This window comes from Neorhizobium sp. T7_12 (genome assembly GCF_002968535.1).
Classification (GTDB): domain Bacteria; phylum Pseudomonadota; class Alphaproteobacteria; order Rhizobiales; family Rhizobiaceae; genus Neorhizobium; species Neorhizobium tomejilense.
This window is the reverse complement of sequence record NZ_PVBK01000013.1, coordinates 153,558-169,283: the sequence shown is the minus strand read 5'-3', so window position 1 is coordinate 169,283 and position 15,726 is coordinate 153,558. Positions and strand designations below refer to the sequence as shown.

The 15,726-nt window shown below is 58.5% G+C and carries 14 protein-coding genes; 4 read left to right on the top strand and 10 right to left on the bottom strand.

The window, feature by feature from the left end; translation table 11 throughout:
• Positions 1-176: 176 nt before the first annotated feature.
• From C5J26_RS23730 to C5J26_RS23705, 6 genes are read right to left on the bottom strand one after another with little or no spacing between them, the layout of a single operon-like run.
• Positions 177-1,277, bottom strand: a complete 1,101-nt coding sequence (locus tag C5J26_RS23730; protein WP_245441257.1) for a TatD family hydrolase — start codon at positions 1,275-1,277, stop codon at positions 177-179.
• A 13-nt stretch (positions 1,278-1,290) separates the two neighbouring features.
• Complete coding sequence (locus tag C5J26_RS23725) at positions 1,291-2,175, bottom strand: EboA domain-containing protein (RefSeq protein WP_105404028.1); 885 nt, start codon at positions 2,173-2,175, stop codon at positions 1,291-1,293.
• 1 nt (position 2,176) lies between these two features.
• Positions 2,177-3,070, bottom strand: a complete 894-nt coding sequence (locus C5J26_RS23720; protein WP_105404027.1) for a UbiA family prenyltransferase — start codon at positions 3,068-3,070, stop codon at positions 2,177-2,179.
• Positions 3,043-4,239 (bottom strand): metabolite traffic protein EboE, encoded by a 1,197-nt coding sequence (gene eboE, locus C5J26_RS23715; RefSeq protein ID WP_105404039.1) that lies wholly within the window; start codon positions 4,237-4,239, stop codon positions 3,043-3,045. Before eboE ends, C5J26_RS23720 begins: the two co-directional genes overlap by 28 nt.
• A gap of 2 nt (positions 4,240-4,241) precedes the next feature.
• Complete coding sequence (locus tag C5J26_RS23710) at positions 4,242-5,444, bottom strand: 3-dehydroquinate synthase (RefSeq protein WP_105404026.1); 1,203 nt, start codon at positions 5,442-5,444, stop codon at positions 4,242-4,244.
• Positions 5,437-6,861 (bottom strand): alkaline phosphatase family protein, encoded by a 1,425-nt coding sequence (locus tag C5J26_RS23705; RefSeq protein ID WP_105404025.1) that lies wholly within the window; start codon positions 6,859-6,861, stop codon positions 5,437-5,439. Before C5J26_RS23705 ends, C5J26_RS23710 begins: the two co-directional genes overlap by 8 nt.
• Positions 6,862-7,294: 433 nt before the next feature.
• Between C5J26_RS23705 and C5J26_RS23700 the strand changes: the two genes are divergently transcribed.
• Both C5J26_RS23700 and C5J26_RS23695 read left to right on the top strand, forming a co-directional pair.
• On the top strand, positions 7,295-9,142 hold the full coding sequence (locus C5J26_RS23700; protein ID WP_105404024.1) for a hypothetical protein: 1,848 nt from the start codon (positions 7,295-7,297) through the stop codon (positions 9,140-9,142).
• Positions 9,142-10,173, top strand: coding sequence for a ferritin-like protein (locus C5J26_RS23695; protein ID WP_105404023.1), 1,032 nt, complete (start codon positions 9,142-9,144; stop codon positions 10,171-10,173). The genes C5J26_RS23700 and C5J26_RS23695 overlap by 1 nt, the downstream gene beginning before the upstream one ends.
• A gap of 104 nt (positions 10,174-10,277) precedes the next feature.
• Here C5J26_RS23695 and C5J26_RS23690 read toward each other — a convergent pair whose 3' ends face one another.
• From C5J26_RS23690 to C5J26_RS23675, 4 genes are all read right to left on the bottom strand, one after another.
• Positions 10,278-10,970 carry an SMC-Scp complex subunit ScpB gene (locus C5J26_RS23690; protein WP_105404022.1) on the bottom strand — a complete coding sequence of 231 codons (693 nt, stop codon included), beginning with the start codon at positions 10,968-10,970 and terminating at the stop codon, positions 10,278-10,280.
• Positions 10,971-10,972: 2 nt separating this feature from the next.
• Complete coding sequence (locus C5J26_RS23685; RefSeq protein WP_105404021.1) at positions 10,973-11,926, bottom strand: DUF1403 family protein; 954 nt, start codon at positions 11,924-11,926, stop codon at positions 10,973-10,975.
• A 278-nt stretch (positions 11,927-12,204) separates the two neighbouring features.
• Positions 12,205-12,492, bottom strand: a complete 288-nt coding sequence (locus tag C5J26_RS23680) for a hypothetical protein (protein WP_105404020.1) — start codon at positions 12,490-12,492, stop codon at positions 12,205-12,207.
• Positions 12,489-13,163: a ParA family protein gene (locus tag C5J26_RS23675; protein WP_105404019.1), complete on the bottom strand. Its 675-nt coding sequence runs from the start codon at positions 13,161-13,163 to the stop codon at positions 12,489-12,491. Before C5J26_RS23675 ends, C5J26_RS23680 begins: the two co-directional genes overlap by 4 nt.
• A 259-nt stretch (positions 13,164-13,422) precedes the next feature.
• Between C5J26_RS23675 and C5J26_RS23670 the strand changes: the two genes are divergently transcribed.
• A complete protein-coding gene (locus C5J26_RS23670; protein WP_105404018.1) occupies positions 13,423-14,730 on the top strand; it encodes an FAD-dependent oxidoreductase in 1,308 nt (435 codons plus the stop codon).
• Between the two features lie 78 nt (positions 14,731-14,808).
• A complete protein-coding gene (locus C5J26_RS23665; RefSeq protein ID WP_105404017.1) occupies positions 14,809-15,714 on the top strand; it encodes a DMT family transporter in 906 nt (301 codons plus the stop codon).
• Positions 15,715-15,726: the final 12 nt, after the last annotated feature.

The following is a 15,726-nucleotide window of genomic DNA, read 5'->3' as shown; positions in this document are numbered from 1 at the left end:
GGTCGGGATCCTTGCGGGCGGGGGCGAAGACGGGGCGACCGGCGCGGGACTGGTCGACGCATACGCCGCCGTCAAGCAGGCACTCTAGGCTACGACGCGCTTCCGCGGCATGCCTGCGATGAAATCGCGTTCGCGATCCGTCCATCATCAAAAGCCACAAGGCGGTTACAGAAGCCTCACGAAATCTCGAGCGAGGTATTTTTTGAGACCGTGTCCGTCACGCGTGGTGCCTGTCCACCTCGGAGAATGCTATTGCCAGAGTAGAGCGCGCGCTGATCGATCGGTATCGGATCAAGCCAATCGGATGCCTTCATTTCTCCGTTCAAGCCATACACGGCAAGGGCATTTCGATAAGTCACCTTCACGATTGCTTCGTGTGAGACCCCGCGCTCCCTCATCAATAGCGCGGTCTTGGGCAGTGCCAATGGGTCGGAGACGCCCCAATCGCAAGCGGAATCGACAATCATGCGGTCCGGACCGTACTGGTGTACAAGTGCAGCCATTCGAACGTTACCCATTTTCGTGCCGGGATAAATCGAGAAAGCCGCCCAGAAACCCCGATCTAGAACATCCCGCACCGTATCTTCATTGTTATGATCGATTACGCACCGCGTCGGATCGAACCCGTGTTCGTAAAGCACGTCCATCGTTCGGATCGTGCCGCGTTTCTTGTCACGATGAGGCGTGTGGACCATAATTGGAAGATCTAGTTCTTTGGCGAGCTCGATCTGTGCTCGCAGATATTTGTCTTCAAGCTCTGTTTGGTCGTCATACCCAATTTCGCCTATTGCCACGACGCCGTCCTTGGCAGCGAAGGAGGGCAGAATTTCCATCACGGCTTCCGCCAGTTCCGGGTTGTTAGCTTCCTTGGAATTGAGGCCGACGGTGCAATAATGGCGTATGCCGAATTGACCGGCGCGAAACCGCTCGAAACCAACGATGTGGGAAAGATAATCCATGTAGCTTCCCACATTGGTCCGTGGCTGGCCAAGCCAGAACGCTGGTTCGATTACTGCAACGATGCCAGCGGTTGCCATGGCGATGTAGTCTGCGGTGGTTCGAGCGATCATATGGCAATGCGGGTCAATAAACATTGTACCGGGTGGCAAGTTTGCCACCGGTACAGGCTCTGCTGCCAACTGTTCCTTCAGCGATGTGATCTGCTCGGGCGACAGCAAGTTGCCACAGCACGGACAGCTCACGCTGCCCGATTTGTCGCTGGATGGGTCTGCGACCGCGCAGACGAATGCTTGTGGCCAATCATTAACCGGCGTCATAGTTCTCTCCGCGTCAAAACTTCGACAATTGCTGCGAAATAGTTTGCCATGAAATTTCGGATGCCCGTGTTGCCGCGGCGAGATCCGGGTGACGCATCAACACCCTGGCCGACTGATCTGTCGCATTCTCGGCTAGTGCAAGTGCCGCGGCATGCTGACTGGTCGGGTCGTCACTAGCCAGCAACGCTTCGAGATCCGCAACACCGCGTTCATCCGCAAACCGGCCAACGCCTCGCCACAATTCCGGTGATACGAGGCGCCCGGCTGCACGTCGCTCGTGAGCGTAGTCGAATAGCATACGAGCAAGATCGCTGTTCCAGCGGGCGTCCAATCCGACGATTGGATCAAGCCGACTGCCGACAAAGAGCGCCTTGAGAACCATTTGGTTCCAGGCGGGCTCAGGAAAATGGCGCGCTGGGAAGCAATTTCGGTGAGCGATCGATTCGAATATTGCCTCGACGGAGGTCCGCAGGCCATCGAGCGCTATACCGACGACCGCTTCCGATGCGGGATAGAGCGGCAATCCTCGGTAAATCGCGATACGCTCGCCGACGTCGGCGGTGGTCAGCAGTGATTTTAAGCGTTGTTGAAATATCTCAGCGGGCTGGACACTCGCAGCCTCGACAATAAGCAGGATCCGGCCGGCCTGATCAATCGTCAATCCTTCAGCCTGCCAGCCGTCGCATTTCTCGTAGGCCTCACGAGTGTCTTCGTCGGTGAGATCTAGCGCAGCCTTACCGAGACGGCGAGCGATTTTGGCGAAGGAAGCGGTGAAATTCGACAGGGGTTCCGTAGAGAGGCTGATGACGCCTTCATCGAGCCAAGCCAACGCGTCCGGCATTGCTTGCCGTTCGATCCACTGATGTAATAACAAAACTGCAGCTATCGACTGCGACATCTCACGTTCCTGGAACGATACGTTGTAGAAGAAGCGTCAACACGAACCCGATTGCGGCGATTGTCGCGAGAGCCGGCTCCCCAGCGGAGGCGATCAGGACCGCGTCGAGAAGACAAATGCCGGCGATCAGCACCGTCACGACCGTTGACACTCGCGCCTTCCCGAACCGAACCAGCTGCGCGACCGCGTAGATAATGACCGCGAGGAGTCCGGCGTAGAAGATCGTTGCATATCCCCATCGCAACGCTGCCGGCATGGCATAGACGAGCGGCGCGGCGAGAACAACAAGCGGCCACAGGCTACCCGGTCGCAGCAGATCCTCCTGCTTTGCGGCGTAAGTCAATCCGATGACGTAGCAAAGGCAGACCAGTGCCGCCCAGCGTGCCTCCACGGGCACTGTCCCTGCAATTGATGCCGAGGCTATAAGGTAAACCAGAAGCCGGCAAGCACCCATCAGCACTGGCCCGACCGGATTACCTTTATGCCACGCATCATAGATGACTATCAGCGCTGCCAGGCCCAATCCAAATGCAAGGCTGAGTGTGCTGGTGTTACTCCCTGTCGCAGTCAATACCAGCAGGAGTGCAAGTCCAGCCGCTAGCAGCGCTCCACCCATCGAAAACACTGCAGTTATTGAAACAGAGCCCGAGGGAATGGGCCGACTTGGGCGATGGAGACGGTCATACTTCGCATCGAAAGCGTCGTTGAGATACATGCCAGCCACATAGAATAATGAAAGTGCCAGCATCAGGCCTAGGATCTGGCCCGCCCGTGGCATCGTCCCCGACAGAACTGCGCCAGCGAGAACATTCGTCCAGACAGTCGGCAGGTTCGATACCCGTCCAAGCCGAATGGCCGAGCCTAAAGTTAGGCCTGCAGCTGCTGACGTACCCATTCGATCTCTCTCGCAATTGACGGAACCAGGCCCGCAGTTCGGAATGTCGGAGGCAGGACCCCCCAAGTATAGGTCTCGACCTCAAGATGACTTGAAATCGGCTGCAGCCTATGCAGCGCGAGCGCCTCGCATACGAAGTCCTGGGTCGACGAAAATGGTTCTAGATCGGCAAGAAACAGAGGAACATGATAGTGGATCCGCCACTCTCGATCTGAATCGTCGTCGGCGTTTTTCAAGGCCGCGAAAGCGTCGGCCAAATCCGGATATCGATTGATCATCTTCCCACGCCGTTCAATGACTTGATGCAGATAGACTCCATCATCAAAAGGCGAAAGCAACGAGGGCGTCTCCCGACTTACCTCTGTGAGCCGCAAGCCAGCGCTCACCTGCATTTTTGTAACGGATATGCCAGCAGCTCTTAGAGCCGCGTAGGTCTCTGCCGGCTCCTCATATTCGACCGCGGCATGACACAGATCAAGACAGAGACCCAGATGCGTGCGCAAGGCCGTCTCAGCTTCCCCCCGCGGAAGACCGCACAAACGAGACAGTTCAGCCACGGCGGTGCTACCGAAAAGAAAATCCTTGAAAAACGCAATCGCCTCGTTGGTTGTCTCCAGGAAGCAGGAGGGTTCAGGCTCAATCGCCAGCGCGATTCTCTTGCCCGTTGTTCGATGAAGATCAACGAGATGCGCCGCACTTCTGACAAAGCGGGAGGCCATATCGGCTACAGTCTGCTCGCTGGCGACATTAGTCCTGAAGCATCCTGGTGCCGTACTGACACTGCCCTTCATGTTTTCTGGGAGAAAATTGGCGAGATAATCGGCTGAAGCGTTGGTATAGCGCAGCCGCTCCTCGTCCCGCCAGTCGGGGAGATAGACATCTTGCTTGACGCGCGTTCCATGAAAAGGCCCGTAAGGAAATGCATTCAGCGTAAAGACATAGAGGTCATTATCGGCAAGATACTGCTTCATTGTGTCGAGCGCCGGCGGCTCGCTTGCCGATGCAAGCGCTTGTCCTGAAAGACGCAGACCCACACCGAAGCTCTCCATGGGTGCCACTGCCTGACGCACTGCAAGCAGATCCGTCTGCAGGATGTTGAATACGTCCTCCCAAGTCTCGCCCTTATGCACATTCGTACAATAGGTCAGGTGTTCCTGTCCGTTTTGCATCCTCATAGTGCTCCGCCTTGCCTCAGCCAAGAAATCGATTGGAGAATGTCGGGCTCATGCATTTCATGCACCTCTACTGCCGAGCCGATCGCCCGAAGCAAGGTGATGCTCAATTCGCCACCGAGATGATCCTGAAAATCTCGGAGACCGGCAAGCACATTATGGCCGCCTTGAGGGTCTAAACTATCGAGGGCTTGATGATAGATCGGAAGTCCGAGCGCCTGTAACGCGCTGACGATCCGCTGATCTTCTCCGGCCGGCAAGTATCCGCGAAGGGTCGAATAGCGCGCATCGAGCGCAATGCCGATCGCCACAGCCTCACCGTGGCGCAGCGTGTGTTTCGTCAACAGTTCGAGTTTGTGGGCGGACCAATGACCAAAATCGAGCGGTCTGGCGCTGCCTCGCTCGAACGGATCTCCACCCGACGCGATTTGATCCATATGTAATTCCGCGCACCGTCGGATAGCAAAGCTGACAGCGGGTGCCTGGAAGGCGCGCAGGTCATCCACATTGCGTTCAATCCAATGGAAGAATGAAGCGTCACGAATAAGGGCAACTTTGACGGCTTCCGCCATCCCGGACCGCTTGTCGCGCGAATTAAGCGTCAACAGGAAATCCGCGTCGTTGAGCACCGCATAAGGCGGCACGAAGGTGCCCAGTAGATTTTTTTGCCCGAACGCGTTGACGCCATTCTTGACGCCAACACCTGAATCGTTCTGGGCCAGGACGGTGGTTGGGATCCGGATATGCCGAATGCCTCGATGAACTGTGGCTGCTACAAAGCCTATAAGATCGAGAAAGGCACCACCACCGATGGCGACGACAAAAGCGTGCCGATCTATCCCCAAGGCGACCAGTCGACTTTGCAGTGACCCGACGAGACCGCCGTCATTCTTGCATGCCTCACCGCCAGAGACAGCCTCGGGAAAACATACGAGATCGACCACATCTTTATGAGCGATTGCGTACGCGTCAATACGTGCAAGGAGACCGGGATCGGCCGACACCAGCCCATCGTCCACAAAGACAACCAACTTGGCGCGCAAGCCGGTAGGCTGGGTGAGAATTTCCGCGAGTACCGGATTCCCACCTGCAAAAACATCTCGCGTGAACACCACGCGATACTCGTAGCTCACCGAGAATCGCTGCGTATAGCTGTCGCTGGCCGGGGCCGCGGCTTCCACGGCCGCAATCGGACTACGCATATTGTCTCCCTCGATCTTTGGCGGATGTTTGGAAAGCTGCGCCCTCGGGAAAGATATGGTCCAAGATTAGGCCCTTCACTGAGGTCGCTGCGATCGTTCCCTCCGGTAAAAGCACACCCTTTGACGATAAAAACACCGGCCCGTCAGCGGGATCGTCGGTAATTCGCCCATGCGATCCCTTAACCAAACTGTCGTCCAGAGGGATGACGTCCATAAGCGCCCGGAAACCTAATTTGCGTTTCGCGAGACGCCACCCTACCGACAGTTTTGGATGCCTAAGTTTGGGATCGATGAAAAGCTCGACAGGATCATAGCCCGGCTTGCGGTGGATTTCGACCGTTCGGGCAAAGTCTGGGGCACGGTCGTCGTCAAGCCAGTAATAGTACGAAAACCAACTGTCGGACTTTGCAAGTACCACCAACTCACCAGATCGCGGATGGTCAAGGCCGAAGAATGATTTTTCCGCAGGTCCAAGAACCTGATCGACGCCTTGGACTGACGCGAGTAGATTTCGCACCTCATCAAGTCGCGCAGGGTTTCGGACATATATATGCGCGACCTGGTGATCCGCGACGGCAAACGCCGCAGACGCTCCAGCGTCAAGCAATTCGCATCCCTGCTCCTCTCGCACTGCCAGAAACCCGGCACGACGAAGCTCACGGTTCAAGTGAACAGGGCGATCAACCGGCATGATGCCATATTCGGAAAGAACGATGACGTTTGCACCGTCCCGTTCCGCGTCGGCAATGATTTCTCCGCAAACTGCATCGATCTCGCGAAGATCGCGTGCAATCGAGGGATCGTTTGGACCAACACGCTGCAGACCGTAATCGAGATGCGGCAGGTAGATCAGGGTCAAAGTCGGATTGCGTGTTATGCGGACATGGATTGCGGCACGCGCGATCCACTCACTCGAGGCAATGGTTGTCGCTGGACCCCAGAACGAAAAAAGGGGAAACGGCCCAAAATTCTTGGTCAGTTCGTCGCGTAACTCACCTGGTGATGCGTAACAGTCGGGGATTTTCTGACCGTCAGCACGGTAAATTGGTCGCGGCGTAACGCCGAAATCAGCGCCGGAATACATGTTAAACCACCAAAACATGTTGGCGCAGGTGAAGTCTCCATCACGCGCTTTGGCGACATCCCAAATCTTCTCACCACCGACAAGTGCCGCGGACTGGCGCCAGAACCAAATCTCGGATAGATCACGATAGTACCATCCATTGGCAACCACCCCGTGGTCGTTAGGCAGCAACCCGGTCAAGAACGTTGCTTGCACCGAACAGGTAACCGCGGGGCAAATCGCGTTTAGGGTTCGCGCTCCGCCTTTTGCCGCCAAACGTGACAGATTGGGCGCATTCGAACCCAACATTCGCGAGGTCAATCCCACGACGTTGATTACGATCGTCGACTGCATCCCCAATCGCCCCCGCTGGCGCCTGATCAGACGCTCCTAAAGATGAATCCCCATTGGGGTCGGATACTAACTTCAAGGGAAGGCCAACCCGCAGGCGTCGAGCTTATCGCGACGCTCTGCAGTTTTTGATAGCGGATGATTCAGTTACAAATACGTTCAATTAAGATACTATCGCGCGTACTGTCGTTCGCGCGCTAGTATATTACGTGCTCATGCTAACAGATGCCAGAAACGCACTGACGGGGCGCGATACCCACGATGTAAAACCCGACATTCAGAGTCAGCTATTGCTCATAGCGTATATGGGGCAACAAAAACTTTCAAGATCAGCCGCGAAAAAATAGCAACATCTAGTCGAGCTTTTTTGCTTGCCGAAATCCATGCTTGTGCTCCACAATACTCCCGCGTGAGTTGTCGCACCGGGAGAACATGCATGAGCCATCTTACTGGCCCCCGCGTCGCATTTTCTGGACGTTTTCTGTCCGACGTCTCGACACGGAATAATTCGAGGGACAATTTTAAAAACCCACCCACCGGCGACGATGAGTGGAACGCCATGGGCGGCGCGACATTCGAGCCGTTGCGATGTTCTCTTACTGGAGCTTGGCTAGATACTGCATTTCGACGTGACGATGCAGCTCTGAGCTATGTGGTTACAGGTGCCGCCGACCGGCCGAGCGGCAAGATGGTGGATGTCGATCCCGACTATCAACTTGCATCGGAGATATGGGGATTTGCTGTTAGAATTTTTGACCCTGATAGCGGCAAATTGGCATTCTGCGGGGAATTTGAGCCATCGTCGTTTCGCGATCTCTTCACCCGCCAACTAGGAAATCCCAACGCAGATAACAAACAACCGGCCGGCGCGCGATTTGTGTCGACATTGACGCATGTTGAATGGGGGGAGGCAGCTGAGCATTCGGAGGTCTTGAAGGCGCTAAAGGCAACAAGTCCCGACTTGCTGGCAGTCAGCTTACACCAGTTCGGATATTACTACCCACAGGACGCTGCGAATTATCGAACCGGTACTCTGGTCGGCAGCATCGGCGCGCGCTTGCCGGGTGAGCTGCGAACAGCCCACGTTGGGCGGAGGATCCTGCCGTTTTTCGGAAAAGACAAAAAGGGTAATCCCGCAATTGTGCTCTCATGCGTCGATATCGATGTCGGGTCAGACACCATCGGCGCCGATCTGGGTCATGCCCTTCTCATCGATGATGCCGCAGGTACGATCACCGATCTAGGAAAATGGCTTGAGGCTGGCCACACTAAGGCCCTTGCAATAGGTTTTGCTCCCCCAGATGGAGCGGCCCCTCCCTTGCGCGATGATGAGGTGACGCTGCTTGGCGAGGCGCCAATCATGGAGAGGGACTGGTATCTACGCACAGGCGGTATCGCCGAATGGCGGGTCGATTCCAGTTCCATGCAAACTGCGGCATCTTCCCCGCTTTTCCTTTACCTGCGGACCGACGAGGGTTTGGTGCCACTTGCGGGTGAAACGCGTGAAGGTCTCTTCATGCGCGCCGACAGATTCGTCTGTCGGCTAGAACCGCAGGCAGAGGCAACGGTGTCGTTCAAAGTCTCCCGCTTCGGTGCGCCGGCGTCAGGCATCACAATTGCACTCGGCGCCTGCACTGATTTGGGCACCGGGCAACAACACCAAGACGCACTTTCGTATCCAGACACGGTCGTCACTGACCAGGACGGATTAGCTTCGCTTAAGCTTGCCAGCGGAACACTCTACAAACGAGACGATGTCGATGGGATGGTGTTTGGTATCGCCTACGCACCGCTTCTCTCTGATGGCACCGCCAACCCTAGGGCCTCCGGCCTTAATCAGTTCGACCAGATCGTGGTCCACCAGCGGGAAGATTTCAAAGTCCCGGCGTCGCCGGAGTGGCAACGCGATGTCTTGCCAATCCTTCGCCAGTACGCGCAACTCTATCCGGTGATGTCGCAGCATCTCTTCGATCTTGCAGACGAAGCCACCGTTGTAACTCATGCGCGTCACATGCTGCTGGCCATGGAACGCCCTATCACCGACCCAAACTACATGCCGGTCACGCGCGATCTTTCCGACGCTAAAAGAAAGATGATCGTCTCCTGGCTTACCGCAGCTGTAGCGCAGTCCAGTTCGCAACTTGCGCAGAGACAGGCTGCGGGGGTCGCAGGTGCACACCAAGCTGTAACGCTTGCACAAACCGCAGCAACCGAAGTTGGGCCAGACGCCAAAACCTTAGCCGCGCATATCGCCAGCGGCCTAGAAAAGCCGGAGTCGATCTGATGCTTCTGATCCAAACTGCCTATGTCGATAAAATAAATGCGGCGGGCACCGGGGACGAACTCATTCAACTAGTTCAGGGGGCGGCGCAGCTGGAGTTCGCGACGATCCCTCCATATCTTACCGCCATGCTGTCCCTGAAACCCGGTACAAACCGCGAGATCTGGCAAATCCTGCACTCGGTCGTCATCGAGGAGATGTTGCACATGACGATCAACTGCAATCTCATCTCCGCTTTGGGCGGCGGGGCGAAAATTGATGACCCTTCCTTTGTGCCACGCTATCCGACCCATCTGCCGATGGCGGTCAACTCCGGGCTGGAAGTGCCTCTCCAGGCCTATTCCGTTACGGCCGTCCGGGATGTGTTCATGAAAATCGAAGCACCGGAAACCCCTCTTGTCTTTCCATTTGATGCAGGCCCTAAACCCTACGCAACGATCGGCCAATTCTACCGAGCCCTTGCAGACAAGATTAAAGAACTTGGCAAAAGCATCTTCGTTGGCGACCCGTCACGCCAACTGGATGCCCCGACCTGGTTTGGCGACCGCCTAACCCCGATGCGAAAGCCCGATGACGCAATTGCTGCTATTGAGGCGCTCGTTGAAGAGGGCGAAGGGACATCCACCTCGCCTCTGGATGAGGAAGAAGAAATCGCGCATTACTACCGCTTCGAACAGTTGCTTCACGGGCGACTGTTGGTGCCTGACAAAACGGTACCACAAGGTTTTGCCTTCACGGGTGAACCTATCCCCTTTGATGCAGCTGGCGTCTATCCGCTGCTGCCCAACCAGCGGCTCGATGCCCTCCCCCCTGACTCGCAAGTCTATCGCGTGGCAAGCCAGTTCGCCTTCGTATTCACGAAATTGCTGAAGTCGCTTCACCAGACTTTCAACGGCACGCCCGGTGCGTTCGATAGCGCCATGGGATTGATGTTCGAACTTCGGCTTGTTGGACAAAAACTCTGCAGCCTGCCTGCGGGTGACGGCGTGCACCATGCGGGGCCCGTATTCGAATACGTGACGCAAGCAGGCTGATTTTCCGTCCGGTGATTGAGGAATATTGTCCACTCCCTTGCGACGCCGACGCTCGTCGAGCCGGCCAATTGCAGGGCGGCAAATGACTATCGGCACCAAACGGGTTATTCCTGATCCGATTCGGCTTCGTTATCATCTGCCGCGGAAATTTCGTTATATACGGCATGGCGGCTCAGCAGGCCCGCGTCCTCAAGCGCTTCGATGTTCGGTAAGTCGAGCAAGTTGTCCATACCAAAAGCGGACAGAAAGTGTGGTGTCGTCACATAGGTATAGGGCGCGCCCGGCGTCGGGCTGCGCGGGCCGGAGCCAATGAAACCAGCACCACGCAGATTGCCGATGGTGTCGCGGCTGACTTCCTTGCCAAAGATCTTCGACAGCTCACCGCGGGTGACCAGCTGGAAATATCCCACCGCCATCAGCACCATCGCCTCGAACTCCGACAGTGCTGCCGCCCATCCCCTTGTCGGCGACGAGGAAGCGCGGATCGTATCTGCAAACCGGGGCCGGGTCCGATGCTGCCAGCCGCCGGCGACCGACACCAGCTCGTAGGGTCGGTCTCGCAGTTCCTCGATGAGATCATCGATCAGCAGATCGATGCTGCAGTCTTTTCCCACCACCCGCGCCAGCGTCTCGCGGGTGACCGGTTCCGCCGAAGCAAAAATCACCGCCTCGACCCGCATCATCCATTCCCGCCAGCGCATATCTGCCGGCAGAACCTCGAGCTCGCGATCGTACAGCACCTCCTGCTGTCGATCTTTTGCCTCGCGCCGGGGTTTTGCTGTGGTGGATCCGGTCATCGTTATAGACCAAACATCCGGAAGGACGATCGGCCGGAGAGCTCCCGCACCGCCTCAAAACCCTCGAGCCGCTCGAACAGCCGGTTCGCTGCCCAGCGCGATAGGGTGCTGCCGGGCGCATTGGCGGGCACCGCATCTTCGCTTAGCAGTCTGCGGATGACCGGCTCGGCACCCTTGGTCCGAACCTTCGGCGCTGTCGCCAGCAGTCGTGACGCGCCCCGATTGATCTCGACGGCGGAACGCAGAGCAGCGTCGACGCCGTCAACCAATGCCAGACAGATCGCTTTCGGGTACGCCGGCTCGCCAGGCCGGAAGCGACCGCGGCCACCGATGGTGCGGAACGCCGGGCCAAAACGCTCGGGCATCAGCAGTGGTACGGCTTTCGGCCAGGACAGCTTGTCCGCTAGGGCCGCCTCGGCCAGCCCGAGCGCCATGGGCTCGGCGTCCGGGCGAATGGTCGTTATTGCCGATACGAGCTCGGCAACTGCGAGGGGTGCCGCACGCCCGGACTGGATCGCCGTATCGATCATGCCGGGGAGGCAAGCAAGGCTGTCGTCCCACGTCATCCCCAGCAGCGCGGCCACTTCCTTAACGAAGGCTGTGCCGATTGTCCCGGAACGGCGCGTCAGCATTCGTGTGGCCACAAACAGCTTTCCGGCCGGCCCGGGATCGTCGCCGGCCGCAGTGAGAAAAACCGCGTCGCGAATGGCGGTTTCCTCTTCAGCGCGGCCGGTCATTCTGGCGACGACGGCGGCCGATCTGAGGGCGAGGCGGTCGCGCCAGCAGCCGAGCCATGGCGGATCCGTACGCATCAGATCGTCGAGCGTTTTCAGGGCGATACCGGCGGCGAAGGCCGCGTCCGATTCACTCATGACGTGGGTTCGTGGCCGCGTCCAAGCTGGCAGGCGGGGAGACCACGTCGGGGTCATTGGAACGGAGGGAGCGAGCGAATCCATGCGCCGAAGTGTAAATCAGGTGCGCGGTTTACGCCAGTTATATTGCGCGTAACCGCACGGCCTGTCGTTCATAGAAAACGTCCGATAATCTTGCAGTATCGTTCGATCTGGTCGTCAGGAATCGCAAATCATGCCTGCCCAACCTTGGATTAGAGATTCTCGACCTTGGGTCGCTTAGCTTTCGTTAGCGGTTTTGCCAGTCCGTGAGCCCGACCATGATCCTCCGAATTCAGAGGTACCCCCCAAATGCGTTCATGTGCGTTAACGCAGCTGCGTTATCATACCCCTGCCCTGTCCATCAGTTCCTTCAGCCCCTCGGGATACGAAATCCGGTTCCGCTCGCAGAATTGCAGGAAACGATTGAACGTGGTGATCGACGGGCGGATATTGAGGTTGGCAGACGGCTCTGCCGGCTTCCGGCGGCTTAACTTCTGGACCGGTTCGCGGGCGACGAACCCGTGGCGCTCACCGATTTCGTCGATCTTGCGGTCTGAAATCACAGGTTCAGATTCGGTGTCCGGTTTGATATCGGCGAGCTTGCCAAAGCCAAGGTTCTTACCAGTCATGCTACAGCCCTCACGTTGGCGACGAGATCGACGAGTTCCTCAGCGAGCAGCAGGGCATTGTCCCTGGCCGCCGGCAGCCCGTTCACCTCGGATGGAACGAGCTCGGCCAGGTCGAGCTGGTGATAGAAGAGCGCCTTGCAGGCCGACCGTTCATACAGGTGATTGCGGAACGTAGGCACCTCCCCCGCCATGAGCTGGCTGGTGATCTGCTTCTCGAATTTGGTGGCGATCGCCGGGGACGTCCTCGTGAAGAGGATCCGGTACGGAATCGTTTTCTCGAACGCCTGTTCCTCCTCTTGAATGAGGCGGATGGCTCGCGCAGCCAACTCGGCGTCGGTCGGGCTGGCCTGAATGGGGATGACGACCAGCTGCGCCCTGGCGAGCGCCCGAGACATCAGCCTGCTTGCTGTGCCTTCGAGATCGACGAACACGAACTGGTATTTCCTGCGATACTCGTCGAGCTTGGCGGTGATGGAGCTTTCGTTGATCGCGCCATCGACGATGGCGGGGTTCTTCGAACTTCCCCGCCTCCAGCCCTCGATCGGCCGGTTCGGATCGCAATCCAGAATGACGACGCTGGCGCCCTGCTGGGCCAGTGTGGTTGCGAGAACGAGTGTCGTCGTCGACTTCCCGGCCCCGCCCTTTGGGTTTGCAACGGTGATGACAGGCATGATCCCGCCTCTGGTTCGTTGATGGTGAGCAGCATGATGCGCCGAGCTACTTGCGCAGCGTTAACATGCTTCATGATTGCTTTCAATGCGTCCGCGTTAATGTGCGTCAATTATGACGCATTAGTGGCGGTTTCAATCAGTTCGAGCGAGGAGGATTACGGATAATCAATCCGCCGCTCTCAGGCATAGGTTCCCGGGAGGGGCACGGATTCCGATCGCCCGCCTACAGCTTCGTAGACGTCCCGGAGCGCTTGCGGTAATGGCAGAGGCAGGAAGACGGTCGGAGAAAAGAATGCCTGAGCGGGATGCCATCGTCGTCGGCGCGGGGTTCACGGGCCTGAGCGCCGCGCTGGAGCTTGTCGAGGCAGGGCTCGATGTGCTGCTGCTCGAGGCGCGCGACAGGGTCGGCGGCAAGGTCGAGTCGGAGATCCTGCCGGACGGTACCCGGGTCGACACCGGCGGGCAGTTCTTCTGCCGCGACATGGGCGAGCTGATGGCGCTCATCGCTGAAAACGGCAAGACGCCGGTCATGACCCACTATGACGGGGAGCCCATCTACCGGCCGCCGGTTTCGCCGCAACAGGGTTTCGCGCGCTGGCAGGGGGTCGATGCGCTTCGCGACCGGATGATCGCCACCGATCCGGATGATCCGGACCTGGCGAAACTGACGGTGGCCGATTGGGTGGACCGACAGGACGACGTGCCGGCCGACGTGCGGAAAAGCTTCCTGCGACTGATCAAGGGCCTCTGGTGCCGCGCGCCGGAGGAGGTCGCCTTCACCTGGCTCGCCTCGAACGACCGGCGCATCACCAATACCTATTCGGAAATGGAAATGTTCCTGCCCAGCACGTTGCATGCGCTGGCCGAGCAGCTCGCGGCGAGGCTTGGGCACCGGCTGCGCCTCGGCACCCCGGTGACGGGGATCGACTATTCCGACACCAGCGTCACCGTCATCGCCGGCGACGAGCGGTTCTTGGCGAAACGCGTCATCCTGGCGCTGCCGCCGGTGATGATCCGCCGGCTTGCGTTTTCGCCGGCTCTTCCCGACCGGCTGCGGAAGGCGCTTTCCGCCTGGGCGCCGGGCCTGTCGATCAAGCTGCAGGTCAGCTACGACAAGCCGTTCTGGCGCGAGCGAGGGCTTTCCGGCGCCGTCATGTGGCACGAACCTCAGGGTCTCTATGCGTGCGATGCCAGCCACGACGATTATGCTGGCCTCATCGTCTTCGTCGGCGGCCCGGAAGCGCAGCAATGGCACGGGCGGCCGCGCGAAGAGCTCGCCGCCTTCATCCGCGAACAGCTAACCGCAGCCTTCGGCTCCGAAGGCGGCAATCCGCGCGACATCCATGTCCGCGACTGGGTCGACGATCCCTGGAGCGGCGGCGCCTATAGCGACGTCGTCGTCGATCTCGACGCCCGTCATGCCGAAGAGATCATCAACGAAGGCGTTTCACCGGTCCATTTCGCGTCGTCGGAGCTCTCCCCGTCCTATCCGGGTTATGTCGAAGGCGCGATCGTCGCAGGCAGGCTGGCGGCAGCGCGGGTCATCGGCGCATTGCAGGGCGGCTGACGCTTCGATCAGCATTTCTCATCCATCACTCTCGCTTTTTCGTTGGCATTCACCGGCACCGCTCGACATGATCCACCGATGACAAGAAAACAATCCCTCGATACGTTCGCCGTGACGGCCATGGTCGTGCTTTGTAGCCTCTGGGCTCTGCAGCAGATCGCCATCAAGGCGATCATTCCGGAAGTGCCGCCGTTCTGGCAGTCGGCCATCCGTTCGATCGGCGCCACGATCGTGATCGCGGGCTGGTTCCGGCATGCGGGGCCGAAGTGGACGCCCGGCCTTTTCTGGCCCGGCCTTCTGGTCGGCGCGCTGTTTTCGGTGGAATTCGGACTGCTCTATCTATCGCTCGAGTACACCGATGCGGCGCGGGCGGCACTGCTTCTCTACACGGCGCCGTTCGTGGTGGCGATCGGCGCGCATTTTCTGATGCCGGGCGAACGGCTGTCGCTCGCGGGCTGGATCGGCATCGTCATAGCCTTCGCAGGCACTGGCCTGGTACTGCAGGCTTCGGTATCGGTCGATAGCAGCAAGTTTCTTGGAGACGCCTGCGCGCTGGCGGCCGGCATCCTCTGGGGGCTGACAACGCTTGCGATCCGCCGCAGCGGCCTGGCTCAGGCACCAGCCTCGCAGACGCTGCTTTACCAGCTCGCGGTGTCCGGTGTGCTGCTGACTGCCGCCGCCCTCGTCTTCGAAGGTGCGCTTCCTGTTCCGCATTCCCTCCTCGCCTGGTCTTCGCTCGCTTACCAGACAGTGGTCGTCGCAGCACTCTCGTTTCTCGCCTGGTTCGCACTGATCGCCCGCTATTCGGCGACGAAACTGTCGGTCTTCACCTTCCTGACCCCGCTGCTCGCAGCGCTTGCCGGCATCCTGCTGCTCGGGGAGCGGATCGACGTGCATCACATCATCGCGCTCGTGTGCATCGTCGCCGGGATCATCGTCGTCAATATCTACGGCCACAGCCGCATATCCGCCGAAACCTCCTAAAAACCGGCCGAA

Coding starts and splice junctions, on each gene's coding strand:
- C5J26_RS23675 (WP_105404019.1), bottom strand. CDS start 13,163: ATGCCTGTCATCACCGTTGCAAACCCAAAGGGCGGGGCCGGGAAGTCG.
- C5J26_RS23705 (WP_105404025.1), bottom strand. CDS start 6,861: ATGCAGTCGACGATCGTAATCAACGTCGTGGGATTGACCTCGCGAATG.
- C5J26_RS23670 (WP_105404018.1), top strand. CDS start 13,423: ATGGCAGAGGCAGGAAGACGGTCGGAGAAAAGAATGCCTGAGCGGGAT.
- C5J26_RS23710 (WP_105404026.1), bottom strand. CDS start 5,444: ATGCGTAGTCCGATTGCGGCCGTGGAAGCCGCGGCCCCGGCCAGCGAC.
- C5J26_RS23685 (WP_105404021.1), bottom strand. CDS start 11,926: ATGGATTCGCTCGCTCCCTCCGTTCCAATGACCCCGACGTGGTCTCCC.
- C5J26_RS23700 (WP_105404024.1), top strand. CDS start 7,295: ATGAGCCATCTTACTGGCCCCCGCGTCGCATTTTCTGGACGTTTTCTG.
- C5J26_RS23725 (WP_105404028.1), bottom strand. CDS start 2,175: ATGTCGCAGTCGATAGCTGCAGTTTTGTTATTACATCAGTGGATCGAA.
- C5J26_RS23690 (WP_105404022.1), bottom strand. CDS start 10,970: ATGACCGGATCCACCACAGCAAAACCCCGGCGCGAGGCAAAAGATCGA.
- C5J26_RS23730 (WP_245441257.1), bottom strand. CDS start 1,277: ATGACGCCGGTTAATGATTGGCCACAAGCATTCGTCTGCGCGGTCGCA.
- C5J26_RS23680 (WP_105404020.1), bottom strand. CDS start 12,492: ATGACTGGTAAGAACCTTGGCTTTGGCAAGCTCGCCGATATCAAACCG.
- C5J26_RS23695 (WP_105404023.1), top strand. CDS start 9,142: ATGCTTCTGATCCAAACTGCCTATGTCGATAAAATAAATGCGGCGGGC.
- eboE (WP_105404039.1), bottom strand. CDS start 4,239: ATGCAAAACGGACAGGAACACCTGACCTATTGTACGAATGTGCATAAG.
- C5J26_RS23720 (WP_105404027.1), bottom strand. CDS start 3,070: ATGGGTACGTCAGCAGCTGCAGGCCTAACTTTAGGCTCGGCCATTCGG.
- C5J26_RS23665 (WP_105404017.1), top strand. CDS start 14,809: ATGACAAGAAAACAATCCCTCGATACGTTCGCCGTGACGGCCATGGTC.